Annotated in this window: 23 protein-coding genes; 17 read left to right on the top strand and 6 right to left on the bottom strand. The window is 64.1% G+C overall.

Annotated features, from left to right (window positions below):
- Position 1: 1 nt before the first annotated feature.
- From KR767_RS06925 to KR767_RS06885, 9 genes are all read left to right on the top strand, one after another.
- On the top strand, positions 2 to 619 hold the full coding sequence (locus KR767_RS06925) for a hypothetical protein (protein ID WP_166945714.1): 618 nt from the start codon (positions 2 to 4) through the stop codon (positions 617 to 619).
- Between the two features lie 85 nt (positions 620 to 704).
- Complete coding sequence (locus tag KR767_RS06920; protein ID WP_250878594.1) at positions 705 to 1061, top strand: gamma-butyrobetaine hydroxylase family protein; 357 nt, start codon at positions 705 to 707, stop codon at positions 1059 to 1061.
- Between the two features lie 114 nt (positions 1062 to 1175).
- Positions 1176 to 2072, top strand: coding sequence for a ribokinase (gene rbsK / locus KR767_RS06915; RefSeq protein ID WP_250878593.1), 897 nt, complete (start codon positions 1176 to 1178; stop codon positions 2070 to 2072).
- Positions 2069 to 2467, top strand: a complete 399-nt coding sequence (gene rbsD, locus KR767_RS06910; RefSeq protein WP_166945711.1) for a D-ribose pyranase — start codon at positions 2069 to 2071, stop codon at positions 2465 to 2467. Before rbsK ends, rbsD begins: the two co-directional genes overlap by 4 nt.
- Complete coding sequence (locus KR767_RS06905; RefSeq protein WP_250878592.1) at positions 2467 to 3948, top strand: sugar ABC transporter ATP-binding protein; 1482 nt, start codon at positions 2467 to 2469, stop codon at positions 3946 to 3948. Before rbsD ends, KR767_RS06905 begins: the two co-directional genes overlap by 1 nt.
- Position 3949: 1 nt before the next feature.
- On the top strand, positions 3950 to 4894 hold the full coding sequence (locus KR767_RS06900) for an ABC transporter permease subunit (RefSeq protein ID WP_166945707.1): 945 nt from the start codon (positions 3950 to 3952) through the stop codon (positions 4892 to 4894).
- Positions 4895 to 4915: 21 nt separating this feature from the next.
- The gene (rbsB, locus tag KR767_RS06895) at positions 4916 to 5848 is read left to right on the top strand and encodes a ribose ABC transporter substrate-binding protein RbsB (protein ID WP_250878591.1); all 933 of its coding nucleotides are present in this window, start codon (positions 4916 to 4918) and stop codon (positions 5846 to 5848) included.
- A gap of 265 nt (positions 5849 to 6113) precedes the next feature.
- Entirely contained in the window at positions 6114 to 8471 is a 2358-nt protein-coding gene (locus tag KR767_RS06890) for a hypothetical protein (RefSeq protein WP_250878590.1), read from the top strand.
- Positions 8471 to 9745, top strand: a complete 1275-nt coding sequence (locus KR767_RS06885) for a hypothetical protein (RefSeq protein WP_250878589.1) — start codon at positions 8471 to 8473, stop codon at positions 9743 to 9745. The genes KR767_RS06890 and KR767_RS06885 overlap by 1 nt, the downstream gene beginning before the upstream one ends.
- A 90-nt stretch (positions 9746 to 9835) precedes the next feature.
- Here KR767_RS06885 and KR767_RS06880 read toward each other — a convergent pair whose 3' ends face one another.
- A complete protein-coding gene (locus tag KR767_RS06880; RefSeq protein ID WP_284732875.1) occupies positions 9836 to 12292 on the bottom strand; it encodes an FtsK/SpoIIIE family DNA translocase in 2457 nt (818 codons plus the stop codon).
- A gap of 284 nt (positions 12293 to 12576) precedes the next feature.
- Between KR767_RS06880 and KR767_RS06870 the strand changes: the two genes are divergently transcribed.
- Positions 12577 to 14316 carry a PQQ-dependent sugar dehydrogenase gene (locus tag KR767_RS06870; protein WP_250878588.1) on the top strand — a complete coding sequence of 580 codons (1740 nt, stop codon included), beginning with the start codon at positions 12577 to 12579 and terminating at the stop codon, positions 14314 to 14316.
- A 42-nt stretch (positions 14317 to 14358) separates the two neighbouring features.
- On the opposite strand, the gene KR767_RS06865 is transcribed toward KR767_RS06870, so the two are convergent.
- The gene (locus KR767_RS06865) at positions 14359 to 15156 is read right to left on the bottom strand and encodes an SDR family NAD(P)-dependent oxidoreductase (protein ID WP_250878587.1); all 798 of its coding nucleotides are present in this window, start codon (positions 15154 to 15156) and stop codon (positions 14359 to 14361) included.
- A 79-nt stretch (positions 15157 to 15235) separates the two neighbouring features.
- Here KR767_RS06865 and KR767_RS06860 point away from each other — a divergent pair, with 79 nt between their 5' ends.
- Complete coding sequence (locus KR767_RS06860; protein WP_166945693.1) at positions 15236 to 15685, top strand: winged helix-turn-helix transcriptional regulator; 450 nt, start codon at positions 15236 to 15238, stop codon at positions 15683 to 15685.
- Between the two features lie 3 nt (positions 15686 to 15688).
- Here KR767_RS06860 and KR767_RS06855 read toward each other — a convergent pair whose 3' ends face one another.
- Together KR767_RS06855 and KR767_RS06850 are read right to left on the bottom strand one after the other, a co-directional pair.
- Positions 15689 to 16870 carry an MBL fold metallo-hydrolase gene (locus tag KR767_RS06855; RefSeq protein ID WP_250878586.1) on the bottom strand — a complete coding sequence of 394 codons (1182 nt, stop codon included), beginning with the start codon at positions 16868 to 16870 and terminating at the stop codon, positions 15689 to 15691.
- A 76-nt stretch (positions 16871 to 16946) separates the two neighbouring features.
- The gene (locus KR767_RS06850; protein ID WP_250878585.1) at positions 16947 to 18014 is read right to left on the bottom strand and encodes an NAD(P)-dependent alcohol dehydrogenase; all 1068 of its coding nucleotides are present in this window, start codon (positions 18012 to 18014) and stop codon (positions 16947 to 16949) included.
- A 105-nt stretch (positions 18015 to 18119) separates the two neighbouring features.
- On the opposite strand from KR767_RS06850, the gene KR767_RS06845 reads away from it, so the two are divergent.
- The 3 genes from KR767_RS06845 to KR767_RS06835 all read left to right on the top strand — a co-directional run bounded on the left by KR767_RS06845 (position 18120) and on the right by KR767_RS06835 (position 21949).
- Positions 18120 to 19028: a LysR family transcriptional regulator gene (locus KR767_RS06845; protein ID WP_250878584.1), complete on the top strand. Its 909-nt coding sequence runs from the start codon at positions 18120 to 18122 to the stop codon at positions 19026 to 19028.
- Positions 19029 to 19076: 48 nt separating this feature from the next.
- Positions 19077 to 20609, top strand: a complete 1533-nt coding sequence (locus KR767_RS06840; RefSeq protein WP_250878583.1) for an MFS transporter — start codon at positions 19077 to 19079, stop codon at positions 20607 to 20609.
- A 116-nt stretch (positions 20610 to 20725) separates the two neighbouring features.
- Entirely contained in the window at positions 20726 to 21949 is a 1224-nt protein-coding gene (locus KR767_RS06835) for an MFS transporter (protein ID WP_250878582.1), read from the top strand.
- Between the two features lie 8 nt (positions 21950 to 21957).
- Here KR767_RS06835 and KR767_RS06830 read toward each other — a convergent pair whose 3' ends face one another.
- Positions 21958 to 22740, bottom strand: a complete 783-nt coding sequence (locus tag KR767_RS06830) for a winged helix-turn-helix domain-containing protein (RefSeq protein ID WP_250878581.1) — start codon at positions 22738 to 22740, stop codon at positions 21958 to 21960.
- Between the two features lie 146 nt (positions 22741 to 22886).
- Between KR767_RS06830 and KR767_RS06825 the strand changes: the two genes are divergently transcribed.
- The 3 genes from KR767_RS06825 to KR767_RS06815 are packed head-to-tail and all read left to right on the top strand — an operon-like array spanning position 22887 to position 24802.
- Positions 22887 to 23636, top strand: a complete 750-nt coding sequence (locus tag KR767_RS06825; RefSeq protein WP_250878580.1) for a hypothetical protein — start codon at positions 22887 to 22889, stop codon at positions 23634 to 23636.
- A gap of 9 nt (positions 23637 to 23645) precedes the next feature.
- Complete coding sequence (locus KR767_RS06820) at positions 23646 to 24143, top strand: serine hydrolase domain-containing protein (RefSeq protein ID WP_250878579.1); 498 nt, start codon at positions 23646 to 23648, stop codon at positions 24141 to 24143.
- Positions 24029 to 24802 carry a serine hydrolase domain-containing protein gene (locus KR767_RS06815; RefSeq protein ID WP_250878578.1) on the top strand — a complete coding sequence of 258 codons (774 nt, stop codon included), beginning with the start codon at positions 24029 to 24031 and terminating at the stop codon, positions 24800 to 24802. Before KR767_RS06820 ends, KR767_RS06815 begins: the two co-directional genes overlap by 115 nt.
- 247 nt (positions 24803 to 25049) lie before the next feature.
- Here the strand turns inward: KR767_RS06815 and KR767_RS06810 are convergent, their stop codons facing one another.
- Complete coding sequence (locus KR767_RS06810) at positions 25050 to 26093, bottom strand: virulence RhuM family protein (RefSeq protein ID WP_166945668.1); 1044 nt, start codon at positions 26091 to 26093, stop codon at positions 25050 to 25052.
- Positions 26094 to 26313 lie beyond the last annotated feature (220 nt).

Below are 26313 nucleotides of genomic sequence, written 5' to 3'. Positions count from 1 at the left end.
TATGGGCAAGGTTATCCAACTCAAAACGAACGGCCAGCGAGCCTCCCTGCGCGAAGCGCAGGACAGTCGCCAGCTGATTCGCATCTGGCGCGGCGAACTCGAGCACGGCAGCTTCTGTGGCTACGTGGGCGGGGTCGGCCGCGAGTTCTTCCTGCTGTGGGTCGTCGGCGACGGCGTGAGCTACGACGGCATGTACATCATGCGGCACCGCGACATCTCCGAATTCGAGGCGCCGGACAAACATGCCGGCTTCCTCGAGAAGGCGATGGCGCTGAAGGGCATCGTCCCGACACCGCCTGTGGACTTCCCGCTGGACGACATCAGCCAGGTGGTGAAGACCGCCTCGACGATGGCGCCGGTCATCGGCGTGCATGTCGACAGCGAGGACGAGGCAGAAGTCTGCTACATCGGCCGCCTGGTCAGCGTCGAGGAAGACGGCTTCAACATGCAGGAGATCACCCCCGACGCGGAATGGCTGCGCGAGCCGTCGTTCTTCTCGTGGGATGAAATCTCCACGATCAGCATGGAAGACGCCTACGCGACATCGCTGCTGGCCGTGGCGGGCGATCCCCCGCCGCTGGAGCAGGGCACCGGCGGCGGCTTCGGCCACGCCACCTGACACCTACCTGTAGGAGCGCGTCTGGCGCGCGACGCTTTCGCCGGTCGCGCGCAAGGCGCGCTCCTACAACGACAAGTCCATCCCCATGTCCCGCCCGCGCCCTCTCGACATCACCCTGCACCAGGCTTCCCGCGTTCTTGAAGTTGTCTTCGACAACGGCGAACGCTTCCGGCTTCCCTACGAATACCTCAGGGTGAACTCGCCCAGCGCCGAGGTGCAGGGCCACGGCCCGGGCCAGAAAGTCCTCGTATCCGGCAAACGCCATGTCGGCATCAGCGCCGTGGAACCCACAGGCCATTACGGCGTGCTGCTGCGCTTCGATGACGGACACGCCAGCGGCATCTTCGGCTGGGACACCCTGCACGACCTCGGCCGCGCCTACGACAGCGCGTGGCCCGCCTATCTCGCGCAGCTCGAAGAAAAAGGTCTTTCCCGCGAATGAGCGCACGGGGATGAAAGCATTGCGCGCACGCAAGGCGTATATTTGCGCGCCATCCCGCACCACACACCGGCGAACAACGGACGTTCCAAGGTACTCACACCGGAGCACCAAGGCATGACGCGAATCGTCGTCGTCGGCAGCATCAACATGGACCTGGTCACCCTCGCGCCGCGTTTCGTCGAGCCGGGTGAAACCCTGACCGGGGACCGCTTCCTCACCATCCCCGGCGGCAAGGGCGCCAACCAGGCCGTAGCGGCCGCGCGCCTCGGCGCCAAGGTGGCGATGGTCGGCAATATCGGCGACGACGCCTTCGGCCAGCAGCTCTACGACGGGCTGAAAGCGGAAGGCATCGACGTCAGCCATGTCACCCGCGTGGAAGGCATCGGCAGCGGTACGGCGTCGATCACCGTCGCCGGTGGCGAGAACGAAATCATCGTGGTGCCCGCCGCCAATGGTCGCGTCACGCCTGCCCAGGTGAAGGCCGCGCGCGGCACGATCCGCGGCGCCGATGCCCTGCTGGTGCAGCTGGAGATTCCGCTCGACGCCGTGGACGCCACCTTGCGCATCGCGCAGGAAGAGGGCGTGCCGGTGATCCTCAACCCTGCGCCCGCGCAGCGCCTTCCGGTGGAATGGCTGCATCGCGTGCGCTTTCTCACGCCCAACCAGCACGAGCTGGCCACCGTGCTCGGTGACGCGGGCGAAACCGATTTCCGCGAACTCATGCGTCGCGCACCGTGTCCGGTCGTGCTGACCCGCGGTGCGGAAGGCGCGTGGTTCCGCGACACGGACGACGAGCCGCGCCACCAGGCCGGTTTCAAGATTGACGCGGTGGACAGCACCGGCGCCGGAGACACCTTCAACGCCGCCCTCGCGGTGTACCTCGCCGAGGGTCTCGACGTGGCGGTGCGCAAGGCCTGCGCCACCGCGGCGATCGCCGTCTCTCGCCTGGGCGCCCAGGGTGGCATGCCGCGTGCCGACGAGGTTGCGGCGTTCCTGGAGAAGCATGCATGAGACGTAGCGGGCTGCTGCACGCCGAACTCAACCGCGTCATCGCCGCCATGGGTCACACCGATACCCTGGTGATCGGCGACGTGGGCCTGCCGGTACCACCCGGCGTGCCTTGCATCGACCTCGCCGTGCTGCCCGGCATGCCATCGTTCGCGGCCGTGTTCGAGGCGGTATACGCGGAACTGGCGGTGGAAAGCCTCACCCTCGCCAGCGAGATCCGTACGCACAATCCTGCGATGGTCGCGCTGCGCAATCGCCTGGAAGGCGAGGGCCTGCGCATCGCTGAGGTGCCTCACGACGACTTCAAGCAACTGACCTCGCGCGCCGTCGCCGTGGTGCGCACGGGTGAAACCGCCCCCTACGCGAACGTGATCCTGCATGCAGGCGTGACCTTCTGATGAACACGCCACTTGTCCGGATGCGCGATATCCACAAGGCCTTCGGACCGGTGAAAGTGCTCGAAGGCGTCGCCTTCGAACTGCTTCCGGGCGAAGTGCATGCCCTGATGGGCGAGAACGGGGCGGGCAAATCCACGCTGATGAAGATCCTCACGGGGATCTACGCACCCGACGCGGGGACCATCGAAGTGGATGGCCAGCCGGTGTCCATCACCTCGCCCGCCGATGCCGAGAAGCACGGCATCGCCATCATCCACCAGGAACTGAACCTCATCCCGTCGCTCAGCGTCGCGGACAACCTGTTCCTCGGTCGCGAACTGCATCGCTTCGGCCTGCTCGACCGCAAGGCCATGGAGATCCGTGCGAAGGAATGGCTGTCGCGCGTCGGCATGGATCGCCTCGATCCGGACACGCTGGTGGAACGTCTTTCCGTCGGCCAGCAGCAGATGGTGGAGATCGCCCGCGCGCTGGGACAGAAAGCACGCGTGCTGATCATGGACGAACCCACCGCCGCACTGACCGAACGCGAGACCACCACGTTGTTCGCGCTGATCCGCGAACTGCGCGCGCACGGTACCGGCATCGTCTACGTCTCCCATCGCATGGAAGAAATCTTCGCCATCTGCGACCGCATCTCGGTGCTGCGCGATGGCCAGTTCGTCGGCACGCGCCCCATTCCGGGCCTGGCCTTCGATGAAGTGGTGAAGATGATGGTCGGCCGCACGCTCGATGCGCGTTTCCCCGAGCGCACGCCGAACATCGGCAACGTGCGCCTGAAGGTGGAACACATCAGCGGCGGCATCGTGCAGGACGTCAGCTTCGAGCTGCACGCCGGCGAAGTGCTCGGCGTGGCCGGCCTCATGGGCGCGGGGCGCACCGAACTGGCCCGCCTGCTGTTCGGCCTGGACAAGCTCGAAGCCGGCAAGGTGACACTCGAAGGCACCGTGGTTACCCCGAAGACACCGAGCGAGGCGATCCACGCCGGTTTCGGCTTCGTCACCGAAGACCGCAAGGCGCAAGGCCTCGTGCTCGACATGAGCCTGCGCGAGAACGTGAGCCTGCCGCGCGTGCCAGCGCGCGCGGGCCTCGTCGATCGTCCGGCGGAAAAGAAACAAACCTCCGGCCTCATCGACGCGCTGAAGATCCGCACGCGCGACATGGAGCTCGACGTGCGCGCGCTCTCCGGCGGCAACCAGCAGAAAGTGGTGCTCGCCAAGTGGCTCGCGCTGAAACCGCGCGTGCTCATCCTCGACGAGCCCACCCGTGGCGTCGACGTCGGCGGCAAGGCCGAGATCTACCACATCATCAACCAACTTGCGGAGCAGGGCGTGGCCATCCTCATGATTTCCTCGGAACTGCCGGAGGTGCTCGCCATGAGCGACCGCATCCTGGTAATGCACGAGGGCCATGCAACGGCCCTGCTCGATGCCCACGGCGCTACCCAGGAAGCCGTGATGACCGCCGCCACCGGAGGTAAGTGACATGACGCAGCAAATCAACTGGAGCCGCGTGGCGCCACTGCTCCAACGCCTGGGTTCGGTGATCGGCCTGGTGCTGCTCTTCATCGTGCTCTCGGTGATGAGCCCCGACTTCCTCACCACGGGCAACCTGCTCACGGTGCTGCGCCAGGTGTCGATCAACGCGTTGATCGCCTTCGGCATGACCTTCGTGATCCTCGCCGGGGGCATCGACCTCTCGGTAGGCGCGATCCTCGCCCTCACCGGCGCGGTCACGGCGGGCCTCATGGCGGCCGGCCACGGCATGGTGCTTTCGGTGGGGGCAGGCCTCGGCCTGGGCCTGCTGCTGGGCATGCTCAACGGCGTGCTGGTCTCGTGGGGCAAGGTGGCGCCCTTCATCGCCACGCTGGGCACCATGACCCTGCTGCGCGGCGTCACGCTGTCGTATACGCAGGGCAGCCCCATTCCCGTCACCAACCAGGGCTTCGCCTTGCTGGGCGGCGGCTATGTCGCCAACCTGATCCCGCTACCGGTGATCTGGATGTTCGTGGCCTTCGCCCTGTGCGGCTTCCTGCTGCGCGGCACGGTGTTCGGTCGCCACGTGGTCGCCATCGGCGGCAACGAAGAGGCCTCACGGCTCTCCGGCGTGCGCCTGGCGCCGATGAAACTCGCCATCTACGGCCTGTCCGGCCTGCTCTCCGCTTTCGCGGGCATCGTGCTCACTTCGCGCCTGTACTCAGCTCAGGCCACGGCCGGCGCCGGCTACGAGCTGGATGCCATCGCAGCGGTGGTGCTCGGCGGCACCAGCCTGGCGGGCGGGCGTGGCTGGCTGTTCGGCACCCTGGTCGGCGCGCTGCTGATCGGTTTCCTCAACAATGGCTTGAACCTGCTGGGCGTAAGCTCGTTCTACCAGCAGGTGGTCAAGGGCATCGTCATCCTGATCGCCGTCCTGCTCGACCGGCGCCAGTAATCACCACGAGGGACACATCCCATGCGCAAACTCAGTTTCTTCGCCGCCGCAGCGGCCACGCTTCTTGCGGCCTGCTCGCAGCAGGGTCCGGGCGAGTCCGCCCCCTCGGCGTCTTCCTCGGCAGGTGGCGGTGCAGCCGGCACCCCGGTGATCGGCCTGGCACTGTCCACGCAGAACAACCCCTTCTTCGTCGAACTCAAGGACGGCGCACAGAAGGCGGCCAAGGATGCCGGCGTGCAGCTGGTGGTGGTCGATGCCCAGGATGATCCGGCCCGCCAGATCTCCAGCGTCGAGGACCTGATCCAGAAGCGCGTGTCGGTGATCCTGCTCAACCCCACCGATTCGTCGGCACTGGCCGGTGCCGTGCAGTCGGCGCAGCGCGCCAACATCCCGGTGATCACGCTCGACCGTGGCGTCGATGGCGCCGAAGTAGCCTCGCATATCGCCTCCGACAACATCGCCGGCGGCAAGATGGCCGCCGACTTCCTTGCCAGGCAGCTCAACGGCAAGGGTAATGTCATCGAACTGCAGGGCGTGGCCGGCACTTCGGCGGCCCGCGAGCGCGGCAAGGGCTTCGACGATGCCATCGCCGGCACCGGCCTGAAGATCGTCGCCCAGCAGCCGGCCAATTTCGACCGCGCCCAGGGCCTCTCGGTCAGCGAGAACCTGCTCCAGGGCAACACCGACGTGCAGGCGATCTTCGCCCAAAACGACGAGATGGCCCTCGGCGCCGTGCAGGCGCTGGCAGGCAAGGACAAGAAGATCCTCGTGGTCGGCTTCGACGGCACGCCGGACGGCAAGGCCGCCGTGCAGAACGGCACCATGGCCGCCACCGTCGCGCAGCAGCCAGAAGAGATCGGCAAGCTCGGTGTCGAGACAGCAAAGAAGCTGATCGACAAACAGCCGGTGGACAAGACCATCGCCGTGCCGCTGAAATTGCTTACAAAGGAATGAAAAAGAACGGGCCGAAAGGCCCGTTTTTCTGACAGCCCGCTTGTTGTAGGAGCGCGCCTGCGCGCGACCGATTGTCGCGAACATCATCATCGTTCCGATCCATCCAGTCGCGCGCAAGGCGCGCTCCTACAGGGATCGGGTTTTACGGTATCGGTCGCCGTGTTCCTAGGAAACATCGACCGCATTTTCAGACCAGTCCTAAAGACATTCCCCTTCGCATGCCTACACTGGGGAACCTCTTCAGTCACTGACGAGGTCGCCTCCCTTGAGGCTGCGCAACAGGCTCTTTCCGGTGATCGGCATCGCGCTGTCGATCATGGCGGCCCCTTATCTGGCCGGCCAACTTACGCTCTGGCTTCTCAGCCTCACCGATCCTCCGGTGACCTGGCACCTGTGGTCGGACTACGCCCGGGTGATGCATCAGGCCGGTTATGCCGCCTACGCCTGGCGCATCCGTCTCGCCGGTGGCCTGGGCTTCGGCATACCGCTGCTGGTGATCCTCGCCTGCGTCGTCGCGTTGATTCGTACTTTTCGCGCTCATCGTGCCTTGCGCCCGACACCGCGCTTCGAACCCCTGACCCACGTATCGGCAGCTTTCCGGCATGGCGTCATCCTCGCGCGCGGTATCGCCACGGATCATTCGGTACTGGTCGTCGCGCCAAATGCCCGCCGCGCACTGCAAGGCACCCTCGTGCCAACCCTGCGCCGCGCGCGTGGCCCCTGGCTGCTCGTCGGCACCCCGGAGGTCATTGCTGCCGCTGCGTCGCAGACCCGAGGCCGGCCTGTGGTTCGCGTCGCTGCGTTCGGCCACGGCCATCGCTGGAATCCCTTCGCGGCAGCGTGGAGCGAAAACGGGCTGCACCTGCCTGTGCTGGAAAGTCTCGCCGAACGCTGGTTTCCGGTCACCGACCCTCGCCAGCGCTTGCTCACCAGCCATGCGCGGCAGGCGTTCGTGGCGCTGGTCCGGGCCATCGATGACGTACTTCGCCATGGTGGCGAGGTGGTTATCCCGGCGCCGGGTGACCTTCAGCGTTTCATTGAGCCTTTGAGTAGGGATTCACGCCGGTCCTATCTGGATCACCTCATCGCGGCACCGGGTATCTCGGAAGCTACGCGGCAGGCGCTGCAGCCCTGGTGCGCCCTGGACGACAAGGCCTTCGCACGGGTCAGCGAGGCCTTGCGGGGTGGCCTTGGCCTGTTCAGCCGTCCGCTGGCCGATGCGGCGACCCGGGGCAATGACCTTGCCGGCATCGACCTGACGAAGGCAGTCGTCCTGTTGGAACTTCCGGCCGACATGCAGCGACAGGCCCGGCCTCTGGTCGATGCCTTCATCGCGTGGTGGCGACATGCCACGCGCGAGGTACCGCATCGACGGCTGATCCTCGATGGACTCGACCACCTTGGCCACCTGCCGGTGCTGCTCGACGGCGACGTGTCATGCCTTGCCACGACGCGCCGCCTGTCGAACCTCCGCACGGTCTACGGTCGTGACTTTTCCGCCTTGCTTCAGCGCTTTCCCTGCGTGGTCATGCAGACCGCCCCCGATCAAACCACCGCGGAGGCTGAACAGGCCGCACTGGAAGCTTATGTGTCCGTGCATGAGCCGCACCGGCATCCACCGACGCGCCCGGCGACGACACGCGATCTGTGCGAACTGAAGGCCGATCACCAACTCGTGCTGATCCGTCCGCATTCGATACCGCGTCTATGTCGCATACCCACTATGCGCTACCGGCCTGCCACCTTGCCAGACCGTCCCGATGGAGATGCCATGCCTTTTCCCCGTTCCCTCGCCGGCCTGCTGGCCTCACTGATGGCAGCGTGCTCGGCAAAAGCGCCCGAAACCACAGTGCCCCCGTCCGCAACGGCTTATGACAGCAACCGTCGATGCGATATCTCGAGCGGCATTGAGGGCCAGCCAGCATTCATTGGCGCGTGCCTGGGACCGCATCGATTCCGCCTTCCTGTCAATCTGTTTGAAGGACAAGCGGGACAGGACGACGATCCGAGACGTCTCGATCTGGTCCTGCTGTGGCCCGAACTCACACCCGTGCCGCAAGGGGTGGATTACCACGATTCAACGGATATGTTTCTCTCAAGCGTGAGAATCACGGTGATGCATCTTTCACGGATTTCCGATGAGGCTTATCCCGGTAGGTTGGGACGCTCGATGGAAGCGTTTGACAGTCAGAAAGACCATCCAGAATACAACCTGGATCTACGCATCAAAGGCGACCTGGTCTATGGACTCACTCCGTACTACGCTGATTTCAGAAAGCTGGTCTCGTATTACGAGAGGCGATATGGCTTCGCATCCCAGGAAACCCTTCATGCAAGTAAACCCGATGGTCATCATGATTGGTATGTTGCGACGGGAGAAACCGGTTTTCCGTTGACTTTTATCAGATGCAATGTGAAATCGGTACCTGACGGCGTAAAGCTCGTCAATGGACGAATTGTGGATAATCCAGAAGATCGCAGGCGATCGTCCTGCCTTCACTTGTTCCTCTTGCCAAAATACAAAGCCATTGTAGAAATAGATTACAACCGCGCCGTCATGTTCGATTGGAAACGTATCGAACAGAAAATTATTTCGATCATGGAAGACGGTGAGCTGAAATAATGAGCAACCAAAAGGGGGCTCTGGATCAGCGCGATATCGACATTCTGTCGTCGTATGCCGAAACGGGAAATCGTGAACTGTATTGGAACTACCTGGCTGGCGTTCCTGGCAATGATGGGTACGGCGCTCTTGCCTTGGGTGTCGTACGAAACGACAACATGCCGGGTGCAACGGCGAATGCTTATGCCCAGGCCTACGCACGTGAACATGATGGGAAAGTACTCACGGAGCGCGAATGGGATTCTTTTGGCGTTGACCTGATGAAGCGCGATTACGTTGCCCGATCTGAGCGATTTCGGTCGGGCGAGACCCAGTTGGCGTTAAATTTACCAGCACGCGATATTCAGAAAGCTCATGATGATTCATTCAACAACATCCAGATTGACCCCAATGCCTGGACACCCCGCAAGCTGCTGGAGGCCGCACATCAAAGGGACATAGAGGAAAAACACCGAATAGATCGCGATGAGATGTGCCCCGAGGAAGCCGGGCATCACGCCCACACGCATTGGTCCACGATGCTCAACAACGGCTACGGCGGACTGCACCGCATGAGCGCCACGGCCCTGCAAGCGTCGGTCGATCGCGTCATGTCACCGGACGATCAGAAGGGCTACATCACCGACATGGCAGCAGCGTACTTCACGGCCATGAAGGATCGCTCCCATCTTTCACCCGACATCATCGGCCAGAAGGATCACTACTTCGGTCGTGACCGCAATGGTGACTGGAGCGAATTCCGTACCCTGCATACGGCAATCGGCACCGAGACCGACATGCGGGACGTCACCGATCCGAAGACCATCCAGGAGTTGGAAGACACCCGCAGCCTTCGCCTGGAACGCAAAGCCGCCCGCGAGGCGTTTCATCCGGATGATCCAGGCAAGCTGCATGCGTCGCCGCATCCGCTAGCGGATAGCCGGCCGTCGTCGAGCTTTCCTTCAGCGGGAGATGATCCTGTCTACGCGAGCATGCGACTACAGCTGCCGTTGGACGTATCCGATGACAAGGTGGCGCAGATGGCGGTGCGGGCCAGGGGTATCGGCATTCACCACGAGCGTGATCTGGCCGGGGTGGATGTCGAGGGGAGAGAGCTGGTGTGTCGGGGCGTGCGGCCGGGGAGCGAGGTGGCGGTAGCGATGGATACGCCGGCGCCGCCCAAGGAGCAAAGCATCGCACTGGCACGGGGGCTGGATCAGCAGGTATATGAGCAATCGCAGCAGCAGGCCCAGCAGATGGCCATGCAGCAGGAAGGCCCGGTGATGCGGTTGTAGGAGCGCGCCTTGCGCGCGACCGGTTTTCGCGAAAATCATCAACGCATTCGCATCACCGGTCGCGCGCGAGGCGCGCTCCTACAGTGATTGTTAGTCCTGGGGGGCCGGTGCCACGACTTCGCGCTGGCCGTTGATGCCCATCGGGGAGACGATGCCTGCGCTTTCCATCGCTTCGACAAGACGCGCCGCGCGGTTGTAGCCGATGCGGAACTGGCGCTGCACGAACGAGATGGATGCACGGCGCGTGCGCAGCACGAAGGCCGCCGCTTCGTCATAGAGTGGATCCAGCTCTGCATCTATGCCGTCTTCGCCCGGTTCGCCGTCCATCGCATCGCTCGGCGGACCGGCAAGGATTTCGTCCTTGTAATCCGGCTCGCCGAACTGCTTCAGCCACGCGACGATGCGATGCACTTCTTCGTCGGCAACGAATGCACCGTGGATACGCTGTGGATAACCCGTGCCCGGCGGCAGGAACAGCATATCGCCCTGGCCGAGCAGGCTTTCCGCGCCCATCTGGTCGAGAATGGTGCGTGAGTCGATCTTCGACGACACCTGGAAGGCGACGCGCGTGGGAATGTTCGCCTTGATGAGGCCGGTGATCACATCGACCGACGGACGCTGCGTCGCCAGGATGAGATGGATGCCTGCCGCACGTGCCTTCTGTGCGAGTCGTGCGATCAGTTCTTCGATCTTCTTCCCGGCCACCATCATGAGATCGGCCAGCTCGTCGATCACCACGACGATCATCGGCAGCGTGTCGAGATGCTCGGGCACTTCGGGATGTGCGGGGAAGGGGTTGAACAGCGGCTTGCCCGCCGCGCGCGCTTCGCGAACCTTCTGGTTGAAGCCGGCGAGATTGCGCACGCGCAGGTCGGACATCACGCGATAGCGGTTTTCCATTTCCGCCACGCACCAGTTCAGCGCATTGGCAGCGAGCTTCATGTCGGTGACCACGGGCGCCAGCAGATGCGGAATGCCTTCGTAGACCGAAAGCTCAAGCATCTTCGGATCGATCATGATCATGCGCACGTCTTCGGGCGTGGCCTTGTACAGCATCGACAGGATCATGGCGTTCACCGCCACCGACTTGCCCGAGCCCGTCGTGCCCGCAACGAGCATGTGGGGCGCCTTCGCGAGATCGGCCACCACCGGCTCGCCCGTGATGCCCTTGCCCATCGCAAGCGTCAGCAGCGAATCGGAGCCGCGGTATTCACTGGAATCGAGGATCTCCGACAACGCGATCATCTGTCGCTGTTCGTTCGGCAGCTCCAGGCCCATGCAGGTCTTGCCGGGAATGGTTTCCACCACGCGGATTGAGCTGCGCCCAAGACCCCGTGCCAAGTCCTTCATCAACGCGACGATCTGGTTGCCGCGCACGCCGACGGCGGGCTCGACTTCGTAACGCGTGATGACCGGACCCGCCGACGCACCCACGACCTGCACCGGCACCTTGAACTCGCGCAGGCGCTGTTCGATCAGCTCGCCCGTCTCCGCCAGTTCGTGGTCGGAAATGGCCAGGTGGTTCTGCGTGGCGGCAGCGAGCAACGAGAGCGGCGGCAAGGTCACCGTGCTGTTGCTGGTGGTGGCGCGCAACGCGCGCACCGGCGTGAGCGTGACGACCTGCGCAGACGTCGCAGGACTTTCGTCGTTTGCCGCGATGGCAAAACGCGACACGGGCGCAGGTGGTGGTGCCGCCAGTACGGGAATGGCGGTCTCCGGCTCATCTTCTTCGATGGGCGTCGTCGGTATTTCTGCCGGTACGTAGGTGTCGCGCGCAGCCGGGATCGGTGCCGGTGCCGGCTCGGATGCCGGCAACACGTGGTCCGGTTCTTCGGCGACGGAGGCCTGTGCCATCGTGCGCGGCGCCAGCCACGGTTCGCGGATCACGATATCTTCCTCTGACCGGTGACGCGGCGGCACGGGCGTGGTCACGGAAGGACGAGGGCCGTTCGTTCGCGAAGGCTCGGCGCGCACGGGCTCGATCAGCTTCGCTTCCACCCGCGGCGCCTTGCTTGCCGGAGCGGGTTTCTTCGCTGGTGCCGGACGACCACGACGACGTGCCGCAGGGCGGTCTGCACGACGCACGGCACCGGAAGCCCGGCGCGGGGCTGCGCGCGATGACGACGTTCGCGAGAACGCGCGATGCGTCAGCGCAATGGCCAGCGCACCCAGCGGCTCGACGAGGGTCGTGGCAGCGGACAGCATGCGGCCCCAGGGCACGCCCAGGTACCAGGGCAGGGCGAGAAACAGCAGGACGATGGCGACAACGCTGCCGATCATGGGCCCGGGCAGGGCACCAAGCGTTCCGGCAAGCCAGCGGCAGACGCTGCCACCTGCCGCAGGATCGTCCGTGAAATGGGCTACGACCAACCCTTCGAGCATGGCACTCGAAAGCAGAACCAGGGTAAAGCCCGCCCAGAAGCGAATGGCACCTGGCCCGGCACCCGGCTGCGGCCGGCGACGGACCAGGGCGACGAGCGAGCGCCATAACAGGGGAAGCAACCAGACAGTGGAAAGCCCGAAGGCGCCGAACACGAAGGAAGCCATGCCTTACCGAGGGAGAGAGAATCGAGCAGAAGCCGTAGTTTAGCGTGCATTTGTACGAATCGTCGCTGAAACCCCCGCTAACCCCCTGTCTGTGCTGACAGGCCACCCTTTATGAGGGCCAGCACGAAGTCAGCCTGCGAGGCGTGAAAGCCAGGTAACCCCGGCGTTCGGATACAAGAATCTGCGACCGGGTCGCGCTTTCGCGCATCGACGCGTTTTTTGGTCAAAAATGCGCACGCCCCCTGGCGTAGCTTCTTGCGACCTTCCCCGAGATGGAGCTTGCCATGCGTCGCGTATCGCCGATCCTGTTTACGCTAGCCGCCGTACTGACCGCGCCCTGTGCTTTCGCGCAGAGCACGCCGGTCAACCTCGCGCTTCATCGCCCCGTCACCGCGAGCAGCACCGAGAACGCCATCGCCTTCAAGGCCGACAACGTCAACGATGGACGCATGGACACCCGCTGGTCGTCCGCCGCCTCCGATCCGCAGTGGATCTCGGTCGACCTGGGCTCGGTGCAGAAGATCAACCGCGTCACGCTCGACTGGGAGCGTGCGCACGCGGGGATGTATCACATCGATGTCTCCACCGACGGCCAGAGCTGGCAGCCGGTCGCTACCCAGCCCACCAGCAAGGGTGGCAGCGAAACGCTGGATTTCTCCCCGGCCAAGGCGCGCTATGTGCGCATGTACGGACTCACGCGCACCACCCAGTACGGCTATTCGCTGTTTGAATTCCAGGTGTTCGGCGCAGACGATTCCACGCCCGGTGATCCGGGCAACCCGGGTGATCCCGGTAATCCTGGCAACCCCGGTGATCCAGGTAACGGCAACCCGCAGAATCCGGGCAACGGCCCGACCACGTCCTACAACGCACGCGTCGCCGGTGCGCAGACCGAGCCGCCGGCACCGTTCGTCATCGCCGATGTCGCTTCGTTCAACAACCCCTGGGGTCTCGACTTCCTGCCCGACGGTCGCGTCGTAGTGACCGAGAAGAGCGACCACATGTACGTGGTGACCACCGCCGGTGCGAAGACCTCGATCACGGGCCTGCCGACCTCGGTCGGTGCCAACGGCGGCGGCGGCCAGAGCGGCTTCCACGATGTGGCTGCATCGCCGACCTTCGCACAGGACCACACGCTGTGGTTCAGCTATGTGGCGAAGGCCACCGACGGCAACAACCACCTCACCCTCGCCAAGGCACGCCTGGACGAATCGGCACAGGGCGCATCGCTCGCCAACCTGCAGGTGGTCTGGCAGGAGCCGTCGAATTACTCGGTGCGCGGCCAGCCCGGCGCACGCATCGCCTTCGCGCCGGATGGCCAGCACGTGTTCCTCTCGGCCGGCGATGGTGACATCCCGGATGCGAAGGGCGATCGTGGCTTTACCGCGCAGCTGCCCAACTCCGGCCTGGGCAAGATCATCCGGCTCAACCTCGACGGCAGCACACCCAGCGACAACCCCAATGCATCACAGCCTGGCGTGGCCGGCCAGATCTGGGCCAGCGGCTTCCGCAATCCGTACGGCCTGGCGTTCAGCGCCGACGGCAAGTTGTGGGAAACCGAGATGGGCCCGGCTTCCGGCGATGAGTTCAACCTCATCGTGAAGGGCGGCAACTACGGCTGGCCGCTGGTCAGCAACGGCAATCACTACAACGGCGATGCCTGGATGCCGGGCCAGCCGTATCCGCGTCACGACACGGCACCACAGTACGTGCAGCCGGCGGCGTACTGGGGCTGGTTCCCCACCACCAACTCGATGTCGCCCTCGGGCCTGGCCTTCTATAACGGCAACCTGTTCCCGCAGTGGAAGGGCTCCGCACTACTGGGTTCCACCTCGTCGATCGCGCTGTATCGCGTGATCCTCGATACCTCGGGCAACGTGACGGGCGTGGAGCGCTACGGTCGCGATGCCAAGGGCACCTATACCGGTAGCGTGCGCGCGCTGAAGGTCGCCGCCGATGGCAGCATCTGGTACGTGCGTGGCGGTGGCGACGGCATGCTGCGCCGGATCACCCCGAAGCCGTAAGAGACGGGCGGTCGCAGGCCCCGCCTGCGACCGCCTCTTGCGTCATGCGCGATAACGCGGTGCGACGTCCTTGTTGGACAGCAGTGGTGCCATGATCTTCCTCGCGCTGTCGTAGATGCGGAAATGACCTTCCTCGTGCAGGGTGGGAATCGTCACGACTTCACCGCGGTCGTAGCCCAGCAGGGCGGCGTCCACGAGGTCGGCGGTTTCCATCACCTTGCCCGGTAGCAGGGCATCGACATCCTTGCCTGACTTGTCCCAGATTTCCGTGCGGGTAGCGCCGGGCAGCACCGCCTGCGCGTGCACGTTCGTGCCCTGCAGGACCTTCGCCAGACCCAGCGTCACGTTCACCAGGTGCGCCTTGCTACCGCTGTAGATTCCGTCGAACAGTTCCGGAACCAGCGCCAGCACCGAGGCGATGTTGATGATGCCGCCCTTGTCGCGCGCCTTGAATGCCTTGGCCGCCGCCGCCGACAGCAGGGTTGGTGCCGTGACGTTGATGGTGAGCAGGCTTTCGATGGCGTCGGCGCCATTTTCCAGGATGCTGCCGTTGAGCGAGATGCCCGCGTTGTTCACCAGCAGGGTGATGGCCTCATCCGTGGCAAGGCGCTGCTCCAGCGCCTCGATGTCCGCGCGCCGGGACAGGTCGGCGCGCAGCACCTCGACCTGGCGGCCGGTGCGTTCGCGCAGCTTCGCTGCCAGGGCTTCAAGGCGATCCGTGCGGCGCGCTGCAAGGATGAGGTCGTAACCCCGATCGGCCAGACGCTCCGCATACACCTCGCCAATGCCGCCGGAGGCGCCGGTGACCAGCGCCGTACCCTTGCTCTGTTGATTGCTCATGGGATCTCTCCGTACCAGTAGATATCAAAACGATAGTGACTGCGTTGCGGTACGATAGGGACGTCGCTACCATATTGCAATGGACCCCGAGAAACTTTCTTCCGGCACCTGTCCGATCGCCCGGGGCCTGGCCTTGGTGGGCGACGCGTGGAGTGCGCTGATCCTGCGCGAAGTAGGGCGTGGGCAGACCCAGTTCGACCAGCTGCGCTCGAACCTGGGCATCGCGCCCAACATCCTGTCCCGTCGCCTGAAGGCGCTGACGGACGTGGGCGTGCTGGAAAAGCGCCGCTACAACGAGCGGCCGCCTCGCGACGAATACGTGATGACCCAGGCCGGCAGGGAATTCCTGCCGATCCTGGCGGCGATCGGCGAGTGGGGCCGCCGCCACAACGGCTGCGGCGCGCCGCTCAGTTACCTGGTCAACGAGGACACGGGCGAGCGGGCGAACGCCATCGTGGTGGACGAAGCCACCGGAGCGCCCTTCGGAGAGGTGCGCACGCGGATCGTGTTGCCCGAGGGCGTGGCCTGATCCTTACGGACAGGCCAACGGGGCGAAACGATCGGCCGGGTCGCCATGATGCGTGGCGACGATGGGGCTCTGGACGGCGCTATGCCACGGTATGGACGGCCACCAGCGCGGGATGACCGGATGCGTAGTCGGTTCCACCGCCTGGCCCGGTTCGGGGATGAGCACGTCAGCATGCACGCAGCGGGCGGCGGCGAGTACGCGTTCCGGCGGTTCCGTCCAGGCGTGGTGCGCCAGCTTGAGCAGCCCCCAGTGCACCGGGATCATGGTGCGCGCGCGCACTTCCTGGTGTACCTGCACCGCTTGCTCCGGACCGAGGTGCCAGTCGGGCCACTGAGCGTCGTACTGACCCGTCTCGATGAGACTGACGTCGAAGGGGCCATAGCGCTCGCCGACATCGACGAAGGTGTCGTTCATGCCGGTGTCGCCGGAATAGAACACGCGATGCGCCGGACCGAGCAGGGCGAAGCCCGTCCACAAAGTGTGGCCGCTGTTGCCGTTCAGGCGTCCCGACGCATGGCGCGATGGCGTGGACACGATGCGCAACGTGCCCACCGTCGTGTCCTGCCACCAGTCCAGTTCAGTGATGCGTTCACGGGGAACGCCCCAGTCTTCCAGGTGCGCGCCGATGCCCAGCGGCACGACGAAACGCACGCCACGCCGGTTGAAGGCCTGCACCGATGGACGATCGAGATGATCGTAGTGGTCGTGGGAGATCACCACCACATCGACATGCGGCAGGTGGTCGATCGACACGGGCGGCGCATACCAGCGCTTCGGGCCCAGCCAGGAGAACGGCGAAGTGCGCTCGCTCCAGAAGGGATCAACGACGACATTCGTGCCGTCGATCTCCAGCAGCATCGAGGAATGACCGAACCAGCTCACGCGCAGGCCGCTGGCCGGCGGCGTGCGATACGCTGCCGTGGAATCCACCGTGGGCACCGGCGCATCGGGCTCTTCGCCCGGTCGCGATGCGAACAGCTGGAGGATGCCGCCCTTGAGGTCGATGAACATGGGCTGCGGATTGGCGAAACGACCGCCATGCCACTGCGGTGAGGCTTCGTCGCGCGCCAGCTCGTGCCCTTGCGATAGCGCGCCGACGTTCGGCCACGCAGTGAGGGCAACGACACCAAGGAAAACGACGAGAACAACGGCGAGGATCGCCAGGTAACGAAAGAAGCGCTTCAACGGAACAATTCCAGGTTCTGCCGGCGCCGAAGATAACCGTTCCGGGCCGTCCGTGGACGGCCCGGAACGCATGCCATCAGGCCGCGACCGGCGCGTCCTTCATGGTGGCCATGTCGATCACGAAGCGATAGCGCACGTCGTTCTTCACCAGGCGCTCGTAGGTCTGGTTGACCGACGCCATGTCCACCACTTCCACGTCGGACACGATGTTGTGCTTCGCGCAGAAGTCCATCATTTCCTGGGTTTCGGCCATGCCGCCGATGGCCGAACCGGCCACCGAGCGACGCGGCAGCATGAGGCCGCCACCGAACACCGGATCGACCGGCGTGAGCACGCCCACCAGCACCATCACGCCGTCCAGCGCCAGCAGCGCGATATACGGGTTGATGTCGTGGCTGACCGGAATGGTGTTGAGCAGGAAGTCGAAGCTGGCGGCGGCCTTCTGCATGGCCTCGGCGTCCTTCGACACCAGCACCGCATCGGCGCCCAGGCGCTTGGCATCCGCACCCTTGGCTTCAGAGGTGGTGATCATGGTGACGTGGGCACCCATGGCCTTGGCGAACTTCACGCCCATGTGGCCCAGGCCACCCAGGCCGATCACGCCGACCTTCTTGCCTTCGACGTTCTGCTTCCAGTGGCTCAGCGGCGAATAGGTGGTGATGCCGGCACAGAGCAGGGGAGCAACGGCCTTGAGGTCGAGATCCTTCGAGATCTTCACCGCGAAGCGCTCCTCGACCACGATGTCGGTGGAGTAGCCGCCCTGGGTCGGGGTCTTCTTGTCCTGCTCGGTGCCGTTGTAGGTGAAGCTGGTGTGGTTCAGGCAGTACTGCTCCAGGTCGCGCTTGCACGACGCGCACTCACGGCAGGAATCCACCATGCAGCCCACGCCGGCGATATCGCCCACCTTGAACTTCTTAACCTGCGCACCCACCGCCACGACACGGCCGACGATCTCGTGGCCGGGGACCATCGGGTAGATCGAATTGCCCCAGTCGTTATGGGCCTGGTGCAGGTCCGAATGGCAGATGCCGCTGTACAGGATTTCGATGTGGATATCGTGCGCGCCAACGTCGCGGCGCTGGAAATTGAAAGGGACGAGGGGGGACTTAGCGTCCTTGGCGGCATATCCGCGTACTTCGAACATGGGTGTCGTCCTCAACCGGGTGGGAAATCAGGAAACCATAAACTTCAACAATCCGGCGGGCCAGCGGGATTTTTGCAACGAATCGTTGAGATATCCTAGATAATCATGCGACCGGACAATCTCTCCCATCTTGCCGCCTTCGCGGCCGTCGCCCGCCATGCCAGCTTTCGCAAGGCAGGGGTGGAGCTGTCGCTGTCCACCTCGGCCATCAGCTATGCCATCCGCGGGCTGGAGGAACGCCTGGGGGTGACCCTGTTCCACCGCACCACCCGCAGTGTCTCGCTCACCGAAGCGGGGCAGCGCCTGCTCGAACGCCTGCAACCGGCCCTGCGCGACGTAGGCGAGGCGCTGGCGGAAATGAACGAGTTCCGGGGTACCCCGGCGGGCACCCTGCGGATCAATATGCCCAGCGTGGCCGGTCGGCTGCTGCTGCCGCCGGTGCTGCCCATCTTCCTGCGCCGCTATCCGGACATCCATTTCGAGGCGGTGGACAACAACGGCATGATCGATATCGTCGCGGATGGCTACGACGCAGGCGTGCGCTTCCATGAGTCGATCCCCGAGGACATGGTGGCCGTGCCCTTCGGCGGGCCGAAGCGCAGCATCTGCGTGGCCACGCCCGAGTACATCGCCGCGCGTGGCATCCCCACGCATCCCTACGACCTGCTGTCGCACGATTGCATCCGTTTCCGGTTTCCCAGCGGCCGTCTTTATCACTGGGAGTTCGAGCAGGGTGAAACGAAGCTGGAGGTGGATGTCCGCGGGCGCTGCACCTTCAACGCCTTCGAATCCGCCCTGGATGCCGCCCTTGCCGGCATAGGCTTCATGCTGGTCTTCGAGGAACAGGTGGAAGCGTTCATCCGGCAGGGGCAGCTGGTCAGCGTGCTGGACGACTGGCTGCCGCCCTATCCGGGGTTCATGCTGTATTACCCGCGCCAGCGCCAGGTCACCTCGGCCCTGCGCGCCTTCATCGATCTGCTGCAGGAGCTGGGGCCGGGCTTAGGCAGAAGCTAACCAACTGCCACCCTGGCGGCAATGCGATGAACGTGGACGACTGCTGCAATGGGTTTCCCATCGCTGCGCCTGCCGTCCATGAACCCCTCTGCCGCCCAACGCGCCCTGCTGATCGTCGCCTCCGCCGGCTGCGCGCTCACCGTGCTCGATACCAACGTGGTCGGGGTCGTGCTGCCCACCATCGCGCACGACCTGCACGCCTCCTTTGCCGACATCGAATGGGTGATCACCAGCTACGTGCTGTGCTTCGCCTCCCTGCTGCTGCCCGCGGGCGCCATCGCCGATCGCTATGGCCGCAAGCGCGTATACCTGTTCGGCCTGACCGTGTTCGGCCTGTCCTCGGTGGCCTGCGGGCTCGCGCCGAGCGCAGCGGCCCTGTACCTCGCACGCGCCGTGCAGGGCATCGGCGCCGCCTTCCAGATTGCACCGGCGCTGGCCATCATCGGCCACGCCTTTACCGAGCCCCAGCAGCGCGCCCGCGCCTGGGCGGCCTGGGGTACGGTGATGGGGCTGACCATGGTGCTGTCGCCGCTGGCCGGTGGCCTCATCAATTGTTACGTGGGCTGGCCCTGGGCCTTCCACATCAATGCACCGATCTGCTTCGTGCTGGGCCTGGCGGTGCTGCCAGTCATTCCCGAATCGCGCGACCCGGTGCCACGCACGCTCGACCTGCCCGGCATGCTGCTGTTTTCCGGCGCCATGTTCTGCCTGACCTGGGCCCTGATCGGCGGCCCCGCCCACGGCTGGGCCAGCCCGACCGTGCTGGGACGGCTGGCGGCCGGTATCGCGCTGGGTGTCACCTTCGTCGTCGTCGAACGGTATCGCGCCCACCCGATGCTGGACCTGTCGTTGTTCCGTGGCGCCCCGTTCGTGGGCGCGGTGCTGGCGATGTTCGCCTATGCCGCCGCCGCCCAGGTGATGGCCTCGCTGCTGCCGCTGTTCCTTCAGAACGCGCGCGGTGACGACGCCCTGGGTGCGGGGATAGGCATGCTGCCGTTTGCACTGGCCATGCTGGTATTCCCCCATGTAGGGCGTCGTCTCGGCCAGCGGCTGGCGGCCCACGACATACTGGCGCTGGGCCTTGTGGTGACGGCGATCGGCAACGCCATCCTGGTGCTGGCGGCCGGGGGCGGGGATGCCAACTGGCTCGTCGCCGGCATGGCGGTGCTGGGTACGGGGGGCGGCCTGCTCAACGGCGAGACCCAGAAAGCCATCATGGGCACGGTGCCGGCCGACCGCGCAGGCATGGCCTCGGGCATCTCCACCACGGCCCGGTTCGCCGGCATCCTGCTGGGGTTCGCCACCCTGGGCGCCGCCCTGGCCTCCGGCGTACACGACGCCGCCGTGCAGCAGTTCTCCCAGGCGGGGTTGGGCTTGTCGGGCATGGCGCTGGACCGGCTGGTGGTGGGCGACTTCGAACAGGCCCGGGCCGCGTCCCCGGCGACACCGGCCGCCACCTTCGACGCCCTGGCCCACGCCAGCTACGGCATCGGTTTTGCCCATGCCTTCCTGCTCGCCGGGGCGGTGGCGGCCCTCGCCGCCATCGTGGTCTGGACCTGCATGCGCCGACGGGATCGATGAGCCTGATTCACCCTGCGATTTAGCCCGTTTGACTCCGAAAAGCCGTATGCTTGACCGTGATGCACTGCAACATCGCATCGCTATCCCCTGCGTACGCGCCTGCAACGAGTCCTTCGATGTCTTCCTCCCCTGTCTCCAGCCGGGCGGCACCGCCCGTTCGCGCGCCCCATGTGGGCCTGGTGATCCTCGCCCTGGCCGTCGGTGGCTTTGCCATCGGCACCACCGAGTTCGCCTCGATGAGCATGCTGCCGCTGTTTGCACAGGGACTGGGCATCGATGCGCCGACGGCCGGCCATGCAATCAGCGCCTACGCGCTGGGTGTGGTGGTGGGTGCGCCGATCATCACCGTGCTCGGCGCGCGCCTGCCGCGCCGCCGCCTGCTGTTGCTGCTGATGGCGATGTTCACGGTGTTCAACGGCCTGACCGGCCTGTCGCCCAATTACCACTGGATGCTGGTGTTCCGCTTCCTCGCGGGCCTGCCGCACGGTGCGTATTTCGGCGTCGGCGCGCTGGTGGCCAGTTCGCTGGTACCGCCGAACCGGCGGACCCGCGCCGTAGGCCAGATGTTCCTCGGCCTCACCTTTGCCACCGTCGTCGGGGTGCCTTTAGCCAGCTGGCTGGGCCAGGCCGTCGGCTGGCGCTGGAGTTTCGCCCTGGTGGCACTGCTGGGCATCGCCACCCTGAGCGCGGTGTTCGCTTTTGCGCCGGACACGCCGGCCGATGCGAAGGCCAGCCCCCTGCGTGAACTGGGTGCGCTGAAGCGCTCGCAGGTGTGGATAACTCTGGGGATAGGTGCCATCGGCTTCGGCGGCATGTTTGCCGTCTATACCTATCTCGCCGACATCCTGCTGCACGTCACGCACATGTCGCTGGACACCGTGCCCTGGGTGATGGGCGTGTTCGGTATCGGCATGACCCTGGGCAATATGGTGGTTCCGGTGTTCGCCGACCGGGCCCTGATGCGCACGGCCGGCGGCCTGCTGCTGTGGAGTCTCGTCATCCTGGCGATCTTCCCGTTCACGGCCGGAAACGTCTGGACTCTGGGCGTTACCGTCTTCCTGATCGGCATTGGCGGCGCCCTGGGCACGGTTTTGCAGACCCGCCTGATGGATGTGGCCGGCGATGCGCAGGGCCTGGCCGCCTCGCTCAACCATTCCGCATTCAACACCGCCAACGCGCTGGGCCCATTCCTTGGTGGCCTCGCCATCGCCAACGGTTACGGCTGGACCTCACCCGGCTGGGTCGGCAGCGTGCTGGCGCTGGGTGGTCTGCTGCTGTGGGGCGTGTCGGTGGCGGTGGATCGTCGCGACACCTCAGGCAACGCCATCGAAGCCTGTTGATAACTTTTTCACGAGCGCTTGCCGAGGGCGATCAGCAGGTCGGTTGCCATGCGATCGGCAAGCACGCCCTGGAGAGGTACATAGTCGTTCGTGTCGGTGGGTTCGGCGAATTCTCCCGACCACACGATGCGTCCCTTGCTGTCATCCAGCAGACTTATGACCGCGACGGTCTGTTGCGGTGTCTGCCGCACGCTGACGCGGGCATGCAGGTCTGCACCGGCCGGATCGGTGGCGATGCTGTAACCCTCCGGCAATCCGCGACTCACCCTCGCTACAAGACTTTCACGCAGACCCGCGTTGAAGTTCGGAAACAGCACGTACTCGCACATGCCTTGCACGGGCTCCACGGCGATACGCTGCGACGACGTGCGCATAGCGGCATGGGCCCAGAGCACACCAGCGAGCAGGATCACGGCCGACAGACCGCCCATGGCCATGCGCGCGCCGGAAAACCAGGGCCTGCTTGGCGGCACGACCGGCATGTCGCCGGACAGCGTGCCGATAAAACGATAGCCCGCGCGAGGCCGTGTCTGGATATAGCGGGGGGCTTCGGCATCGTCGTCCAGCAGGGTCCGCATCCGGCGAATGCAGGTATTGAGGGCCGCATCCCCGCCGGTACCCGCACGTGGCCAGAAGCGTTCGAGCAGCTCCGTGCGTGGCACGATCCGTTCGCCATGGTGAACCAGGTAAACCAGCACCTCGACAACCTGGGGCGGTGCATCAAGCGGGACGTCGCCCCGAAACGCCTGCAACAGGACCGGGTCGAGACGGATATCGTCAAAGCGAAGCATCGTGCCTACCCCCGCGTAACGCGTTGAATCCCTTGACGGTCACGACATGTCAGGCGAGTTCATGACATGTCGGTGGACCATTCTGGCAGAAGGCCCCAGGATTTTCCCGAAGCCACCCGTGGCACTTCTGCGAGGAAAACCCGCTCATGCGCATCCTGTCCGCCCTGGCCTTGTGCCTGCTTTTTACCCTGCTCGGTGTCGCCCGGGCGACCCATACCGAGGTGGATGTCCGCGTGCTGGCGCGCGGCGCCAAGTTCCTCGGCGGCTATGCCGCACCGGTGCGTGTGGTCCTTACCGATGCCGACACGGGCGAAGTACTTGCCCACGGGCAGACCACCGGTACGACCGGCGACACCGCGAAGATCATGGGGCAGGGCGGAACGCGATCCACGGAGGGATCGGCCGTGTTCCACACGTCGCTCGATCTCGACCGGCCGCGCCGGGTCACCCTGAGCGTGACCGGTCCGCTCAGCCAGCCGCAGGCGACGACCACGGCAACCAGTACGCAATGGATCCTGCCCGGGCATTCCCTTACGGCCGGCGATGGATGGCTCATGGAACTGCCGGGCCTCATCGTGGACGTGGCCAGCCCCCTGGCTTATCAGACGGTGAAAGCCGGTACGACCGTGCCGGTGCGCGTCGGGGTGACGATGCTGTGCGGCTGCGCGATCACCGCCGCAGGGCCCTGGCGTGCCAGCGATACCGAGGTGCGGGCCTCGCTGGTCATCGATGGTGGGGCGGCAAGGCTCATCCCCTTGCGCTTCGATGCCGCAACGGGAGTCTTCGTTGCGGATATTCCTGCCGACTCCCACGGACTCTACGAACTGGAAGTCAGCGCATGGATGGGATCAAGCAACAATGCGGGCGTCGCTCGTACTGCGTTCTTTGTTCATTGAGGATTCGTCATGCGAATCTTCGATAACCGATCGGTCAGGGCTCGCGTGGTCGCGACGCTCCTGCTCTTCATGACAGGCATGGCGCCATCATTTGCCGCTGGTGAACAAAACGATCTTTCACAGCGACTGCAGGCATTGATGCGCTCCAATCGCCAGCATTACGGTATCGCGGGCCAGGCCCTGGTCGTGATGCACGATGGAAAGGTGATCTTCAGCGGCGTGGATGGGCAGATCGACATCGACAGCCATCGCCCCGTCAAGAACGACAGCGTGTTCCCCGCATTTTCAATCAGCAAGCTTTTCGTGAGCACGTTGATCATGCAGCTGGCCGACCAGGGCAGGCTCGACCTGAGCCGACCGGCCAGTGAGTACGTCACGGGGCTTCCCGAACGATGGAAGCACATAAGCGTGCGGGATTTTCTCGATCACACCTCGGGTGTTCCCGAGTACTTCGGGAGCGGCAAGGCGAGGAACTGGCCGCCGACACGAGGTTTCCGCCCGATATAACCGCGGTCTTTGCTTCCCTGGCGAACGCTCCACTACAGTTCGTACCCGGCACGGAGACCCGTTACACGCAGACCAATTACCTGGTGCTGTCGGCCCTACTCGCCGCTTGCTATGGCAAGCCTTATCCACAGGTTGTCCAGGAACGCATCATCCGGCCGCTGCAACTGAAGCACACGTGGCTGGGACCTTCCGATGTTCCACAAGATCTTCGGGCAACGGCGTACACCGGCAAGAATGGCAGGCTTCAGAAAGATGCCGCCATTGCGTGGCCATCGTATGCATACGGTCACGCTGAGCTTTATACGACCGCGAGCGACCTCGCACACTTCATGCAGGCTGTTGCGTCAGGAAAGCTCGTCAGCCAGGCAACGTTGCAGCGATCATGGCAACCCCGCGAGTTGTCCACAGGCCAGCGTGGCTGGTTCGCGACAGGCTGGGACTATGGCGAGAGCCATGGCTATCGCGAAGTGGGGCATGATGGCGGCGCGCGCAGCCGGGTCCGAATCATCTTCAAGGAACCGCTTGATGAGCGTGCTTACATCATCGTCTATCTCACCAACGGCAGTGCAAAGAACGTGTGGTCACGTACGCTGGTGGACGCCGTGATGCAGACGGTTGCTCCCACTGAGTTCCCTGCGTCAGGGCGCAGTGGCTCCTGACGGATGGCCCGCCCGGCCGTGCTACCTGTTGATGCAGAAGTGACGCCTCCGATGCATCACTATTGTTGTTCAAAGTAGCTTTTAATTCCTTTAACACGCTTGGATCGATTCTTGAGTCCAAAAACAAAGCTGTACTCCGGTAGCGACGGATAGCCATTGATGGATGCTTCTCGCTCTCCCGTTGGGCGCGATGTGTCAGCGTACAACTTGATCACAGGCCGCCTCAGGCAGCAAGCGGACCAGAGGTTTATTTATCATCTCTGATGTTCGCCTCATCGGCTGCCAGTTTTTTCACTGCTTTGTCGAAGTCACTTTCAAACAGGCAATCCTGCACAATTCTGTACTTCTCAAATTCACTTTCCGCATGTGTCTGGGCAAGTTTCGCAGAAATCTTGCCGCTGTTCTGTAGTACTTCCCGGTCATCAAACTCTAGGAAGGCGTCCAGCCGCTTGGACCAGTCTTCCATGCTCATGGGAATCTTGCGGCGAGCACGATCCTCGGCCAGTTCCAGATAGGCGTTGACGATACGACCCAATGAATCCAACTCGTCCTTGGTCAGGTAGTTCTTGGCCACGGCCACGTCAGTTTTCAGTATCTTGCCTTCGGGCGCGCCCGCCCAGGACGTCAATCCCATATGTGGCTTGCTGCTATCGGCCCGCTTGCGGATCAACTCTGCAGCGGTATGGCTGTGGATGGCGTAATGCAGTTTGTTCTGTACTTTGGCGAAGAAGGCCTTGGTGGTCGGCGCGTCCTTGTTGTAGTCCACGCTGGTGGCATAGATGTCGGTGATCTTCTGGTAGAAGCGTCGCTCGCTGAGACGGATCTCGCGGATTTCCGCCAGCAGCCGCTCGAAGTAATCCTCGCCCAGGAAGCTGCCGTTTTCCATTCGCTGACGATCCAGCACATAGCCCTTGATGGCAAACTCACGCAGGACGCCGGTCGCCCACTGACGAAACTGTGTCGCACGTATGGAGTTGACCCGATAGCCGACGGAAATGATGGCGTCGAGGCTGTAGAAGTCCACCGACCGTGATACTTCCCGCTGGCCCTCCTGCTGAACTATCCGGAATTTCCGGATAGTTGCCTCAGGCATAAGTTCCTGACTGGCAAAGATGTTCTTCAGGTGCTCGCTGACGGTACGTACATCTATACCAAATAGCTCGGCGATCAGCTTCTGCGACAGCCATAGGGTCTGGTCCTCGTAGCGGGCCTCGATGCTCTGCTCGCCAGCCTGGCCAGTGAAGATCAGAAACTCGGCTGTGCTGTTGCGTATCAATTTTTTGCCATTCATACCGAGTATCTCCACGTGATCTGTACGTCGACCAGGCACGCTTTAACGCCAGTTCGATAACTCTGGCCGGTTACATCTGCCCACCTACCCCTTGAATTTTTCGACGAACGCGGCGGTCTTCTGGAAGGCTATACAGTGAGCTGGGCCCCGTACAGGGGCCCGAACAGCGATGGCTTTGACTGTATCACCGAATCACTCAGCAGACAGAAACCCCTTTATT

This window comes from Luteibacter anthropi (assembly GCF_023699965.1).
Taxonomy (GTDB): domain Bacteria; phylum Pseudomonadota; class Gammaproteobacteria; order Xanthomonadales; family Rhodanobacteraceae; genus Luteibacter; species Luteibacter anthropi.
The sequence above is the reverse complement of the archived record's forward strand: the minus strand, read 5'-3'. Positions and strand labels throughout refer to the sequence as shown.

Excerpts from the sequence above, each read along its gene's own strand:
- rbsK (WP_250878593.1), top strand. The coding sequence starts at position 1,176 with ATGACGCGAATCGTCGTCGTCGGCAGCATCAACATGGACCTGGTCACC.
- KR767_RS06880 (WP_284732875.1), bottom strand. The coding sequence starts at position 12,292 with ATGGCTTCCTTCGTGTTCGGCGCCTTCGGGCTTTCCACTGTCTGGTTG.
- KR767_RS06865 (WP_250878587.1), bottom strand. The coding sequence starts at position 15,156 with ATGAGCAATCAACAGAGCAAGGGTACGGCGCTGGTCACCGGCGCCTCC.
- rbsD (WP_166945711.1), top strand. The coding sequence starts at position 2,069 with ATGAGACGTAGCGGGCTGCTGCACGCCGAACTCAACCGCGTCATCGCC.
- KR767_RS06825 (WP_250878580.1), top strand. The coding sequence starts at position 22,887 with ATGCGCATCCTGTCCGCCCTGGCCTTGTGCCTGCTTTTTACCCTGCTC.
- KR767_RS06900 (WP_166945707.1), top strand. The coding sequence starts at position 3,950 with ATGACGCAGCAAATCAACTGGAGCCGCGTGGCGCCACTGCTCCAACGC.
- KR767_RS06845 (WP_250878584.1), top strand. The coding sequence starts at position 18,120 with ATGCGACCGGACAATCTCTCCCATCTTGCCGCCTTCGCGGCCGTCGCC.
- KR767_RS06820 (WP_250878579.1), top strand. The coding sequence starts at position 23,646 with ATGCGAATCTTCGATAACCGATCGGTCAGGGCTCGCGTGGTCGCGACG.
- rbsB (WP_250878591.1), top strand. The coding sequence starts at position 4,916 with ATGCGCAAACTCAGTTTCTTCGCCGCCGCAGCGGCCACGCTTCTTGCG.
- KR767_RS06905 (WP_250878592.1), top strand. The coding sequence starts at position 2,467 with ATGAACACGCCACTTGTCCGGATGCGCGATATCCACAAGGCCTTCGGA.
- KR767_RS06850 (WP_250878585.1), bottom strand. The coding sequence starts at position 18,014 with ATGTTCGAAGTACGCGGATATGCCGCCAAGGACGCTAAGTCCCCCCTC.
- KR767_RS06920 (WP_250878594.1), top strand. The coding sequence starts at position 705 with ATGTCCCGCCCGCGCCCTCTCGACATCACCCTGCACCAGGCTTCCCGC.
- KR767_RS06925 (WP_166945714.1), top strand. The coding sequence starts at position 2 with ATGGGCAAGGTTATCCAACTCAAAACGAACGGCCAGCGAGCCTCCCTG.
- KR767_RS06840 (WP_250878583.1), top strand. The coding sequence starts at position 19,077 with ATGGGTTTCCCATCGCTGCGCCTGCCGTCCATGAACCCCTCTGCCGCC.
- KR767_RS06860 (WP_166945693.1), top strand. The coding sequence starts at position 15,236 with ATGGACCCCGAGAAACTTTCTTCCGGCACCTGTCCGATCGCCCGGGGC.
- KR767_RS06870 (WP_250878588.1), top strand. The coding sequence starts at position 12,577 with ATGCGTCGCGTATCGCCGATCCTGTTTACGCTAGCCGCCGTACTGACC.
- KR767_RS06810 (WP_166945668.1), bottom strand. The coding sequence starts at position 26,093 with ATGAATGGCAAAAAATTGATACGCAACAGCACAGCCGAGTTTCTGATC.
- KR767_RS06885 (WP_250878589.1), top strand. The coding sequence starts at position 8,471 with ATGAGCAACCAAAAGGGGGCTCTGGATCAGCGCGATATCGACATTCTG.
- KR767_RS06815 (WP_250878578.1), top strand. The coding sequence starts at position 24,029 with ATGGAAGCACATAAGCGTGCGGGATTTTCTCGATCACACCTCGGGTGT.
- KR767_RS06830 (WP_250878581.1), bottom strand. The coding sequence starts at position 22,740 with ATGCTTCGCTTTGACGATATCCGTCTCGACCCGGTCCTGTTGCAGGCG.
- KR767_RS06835 (WP_250878582.1), top strand. The coding sequence starts at position 20,726 with ATGTCTTCCTCCCCTGTCTCCAGCCGGGCGGCACCGCCCGTTCGCGCG.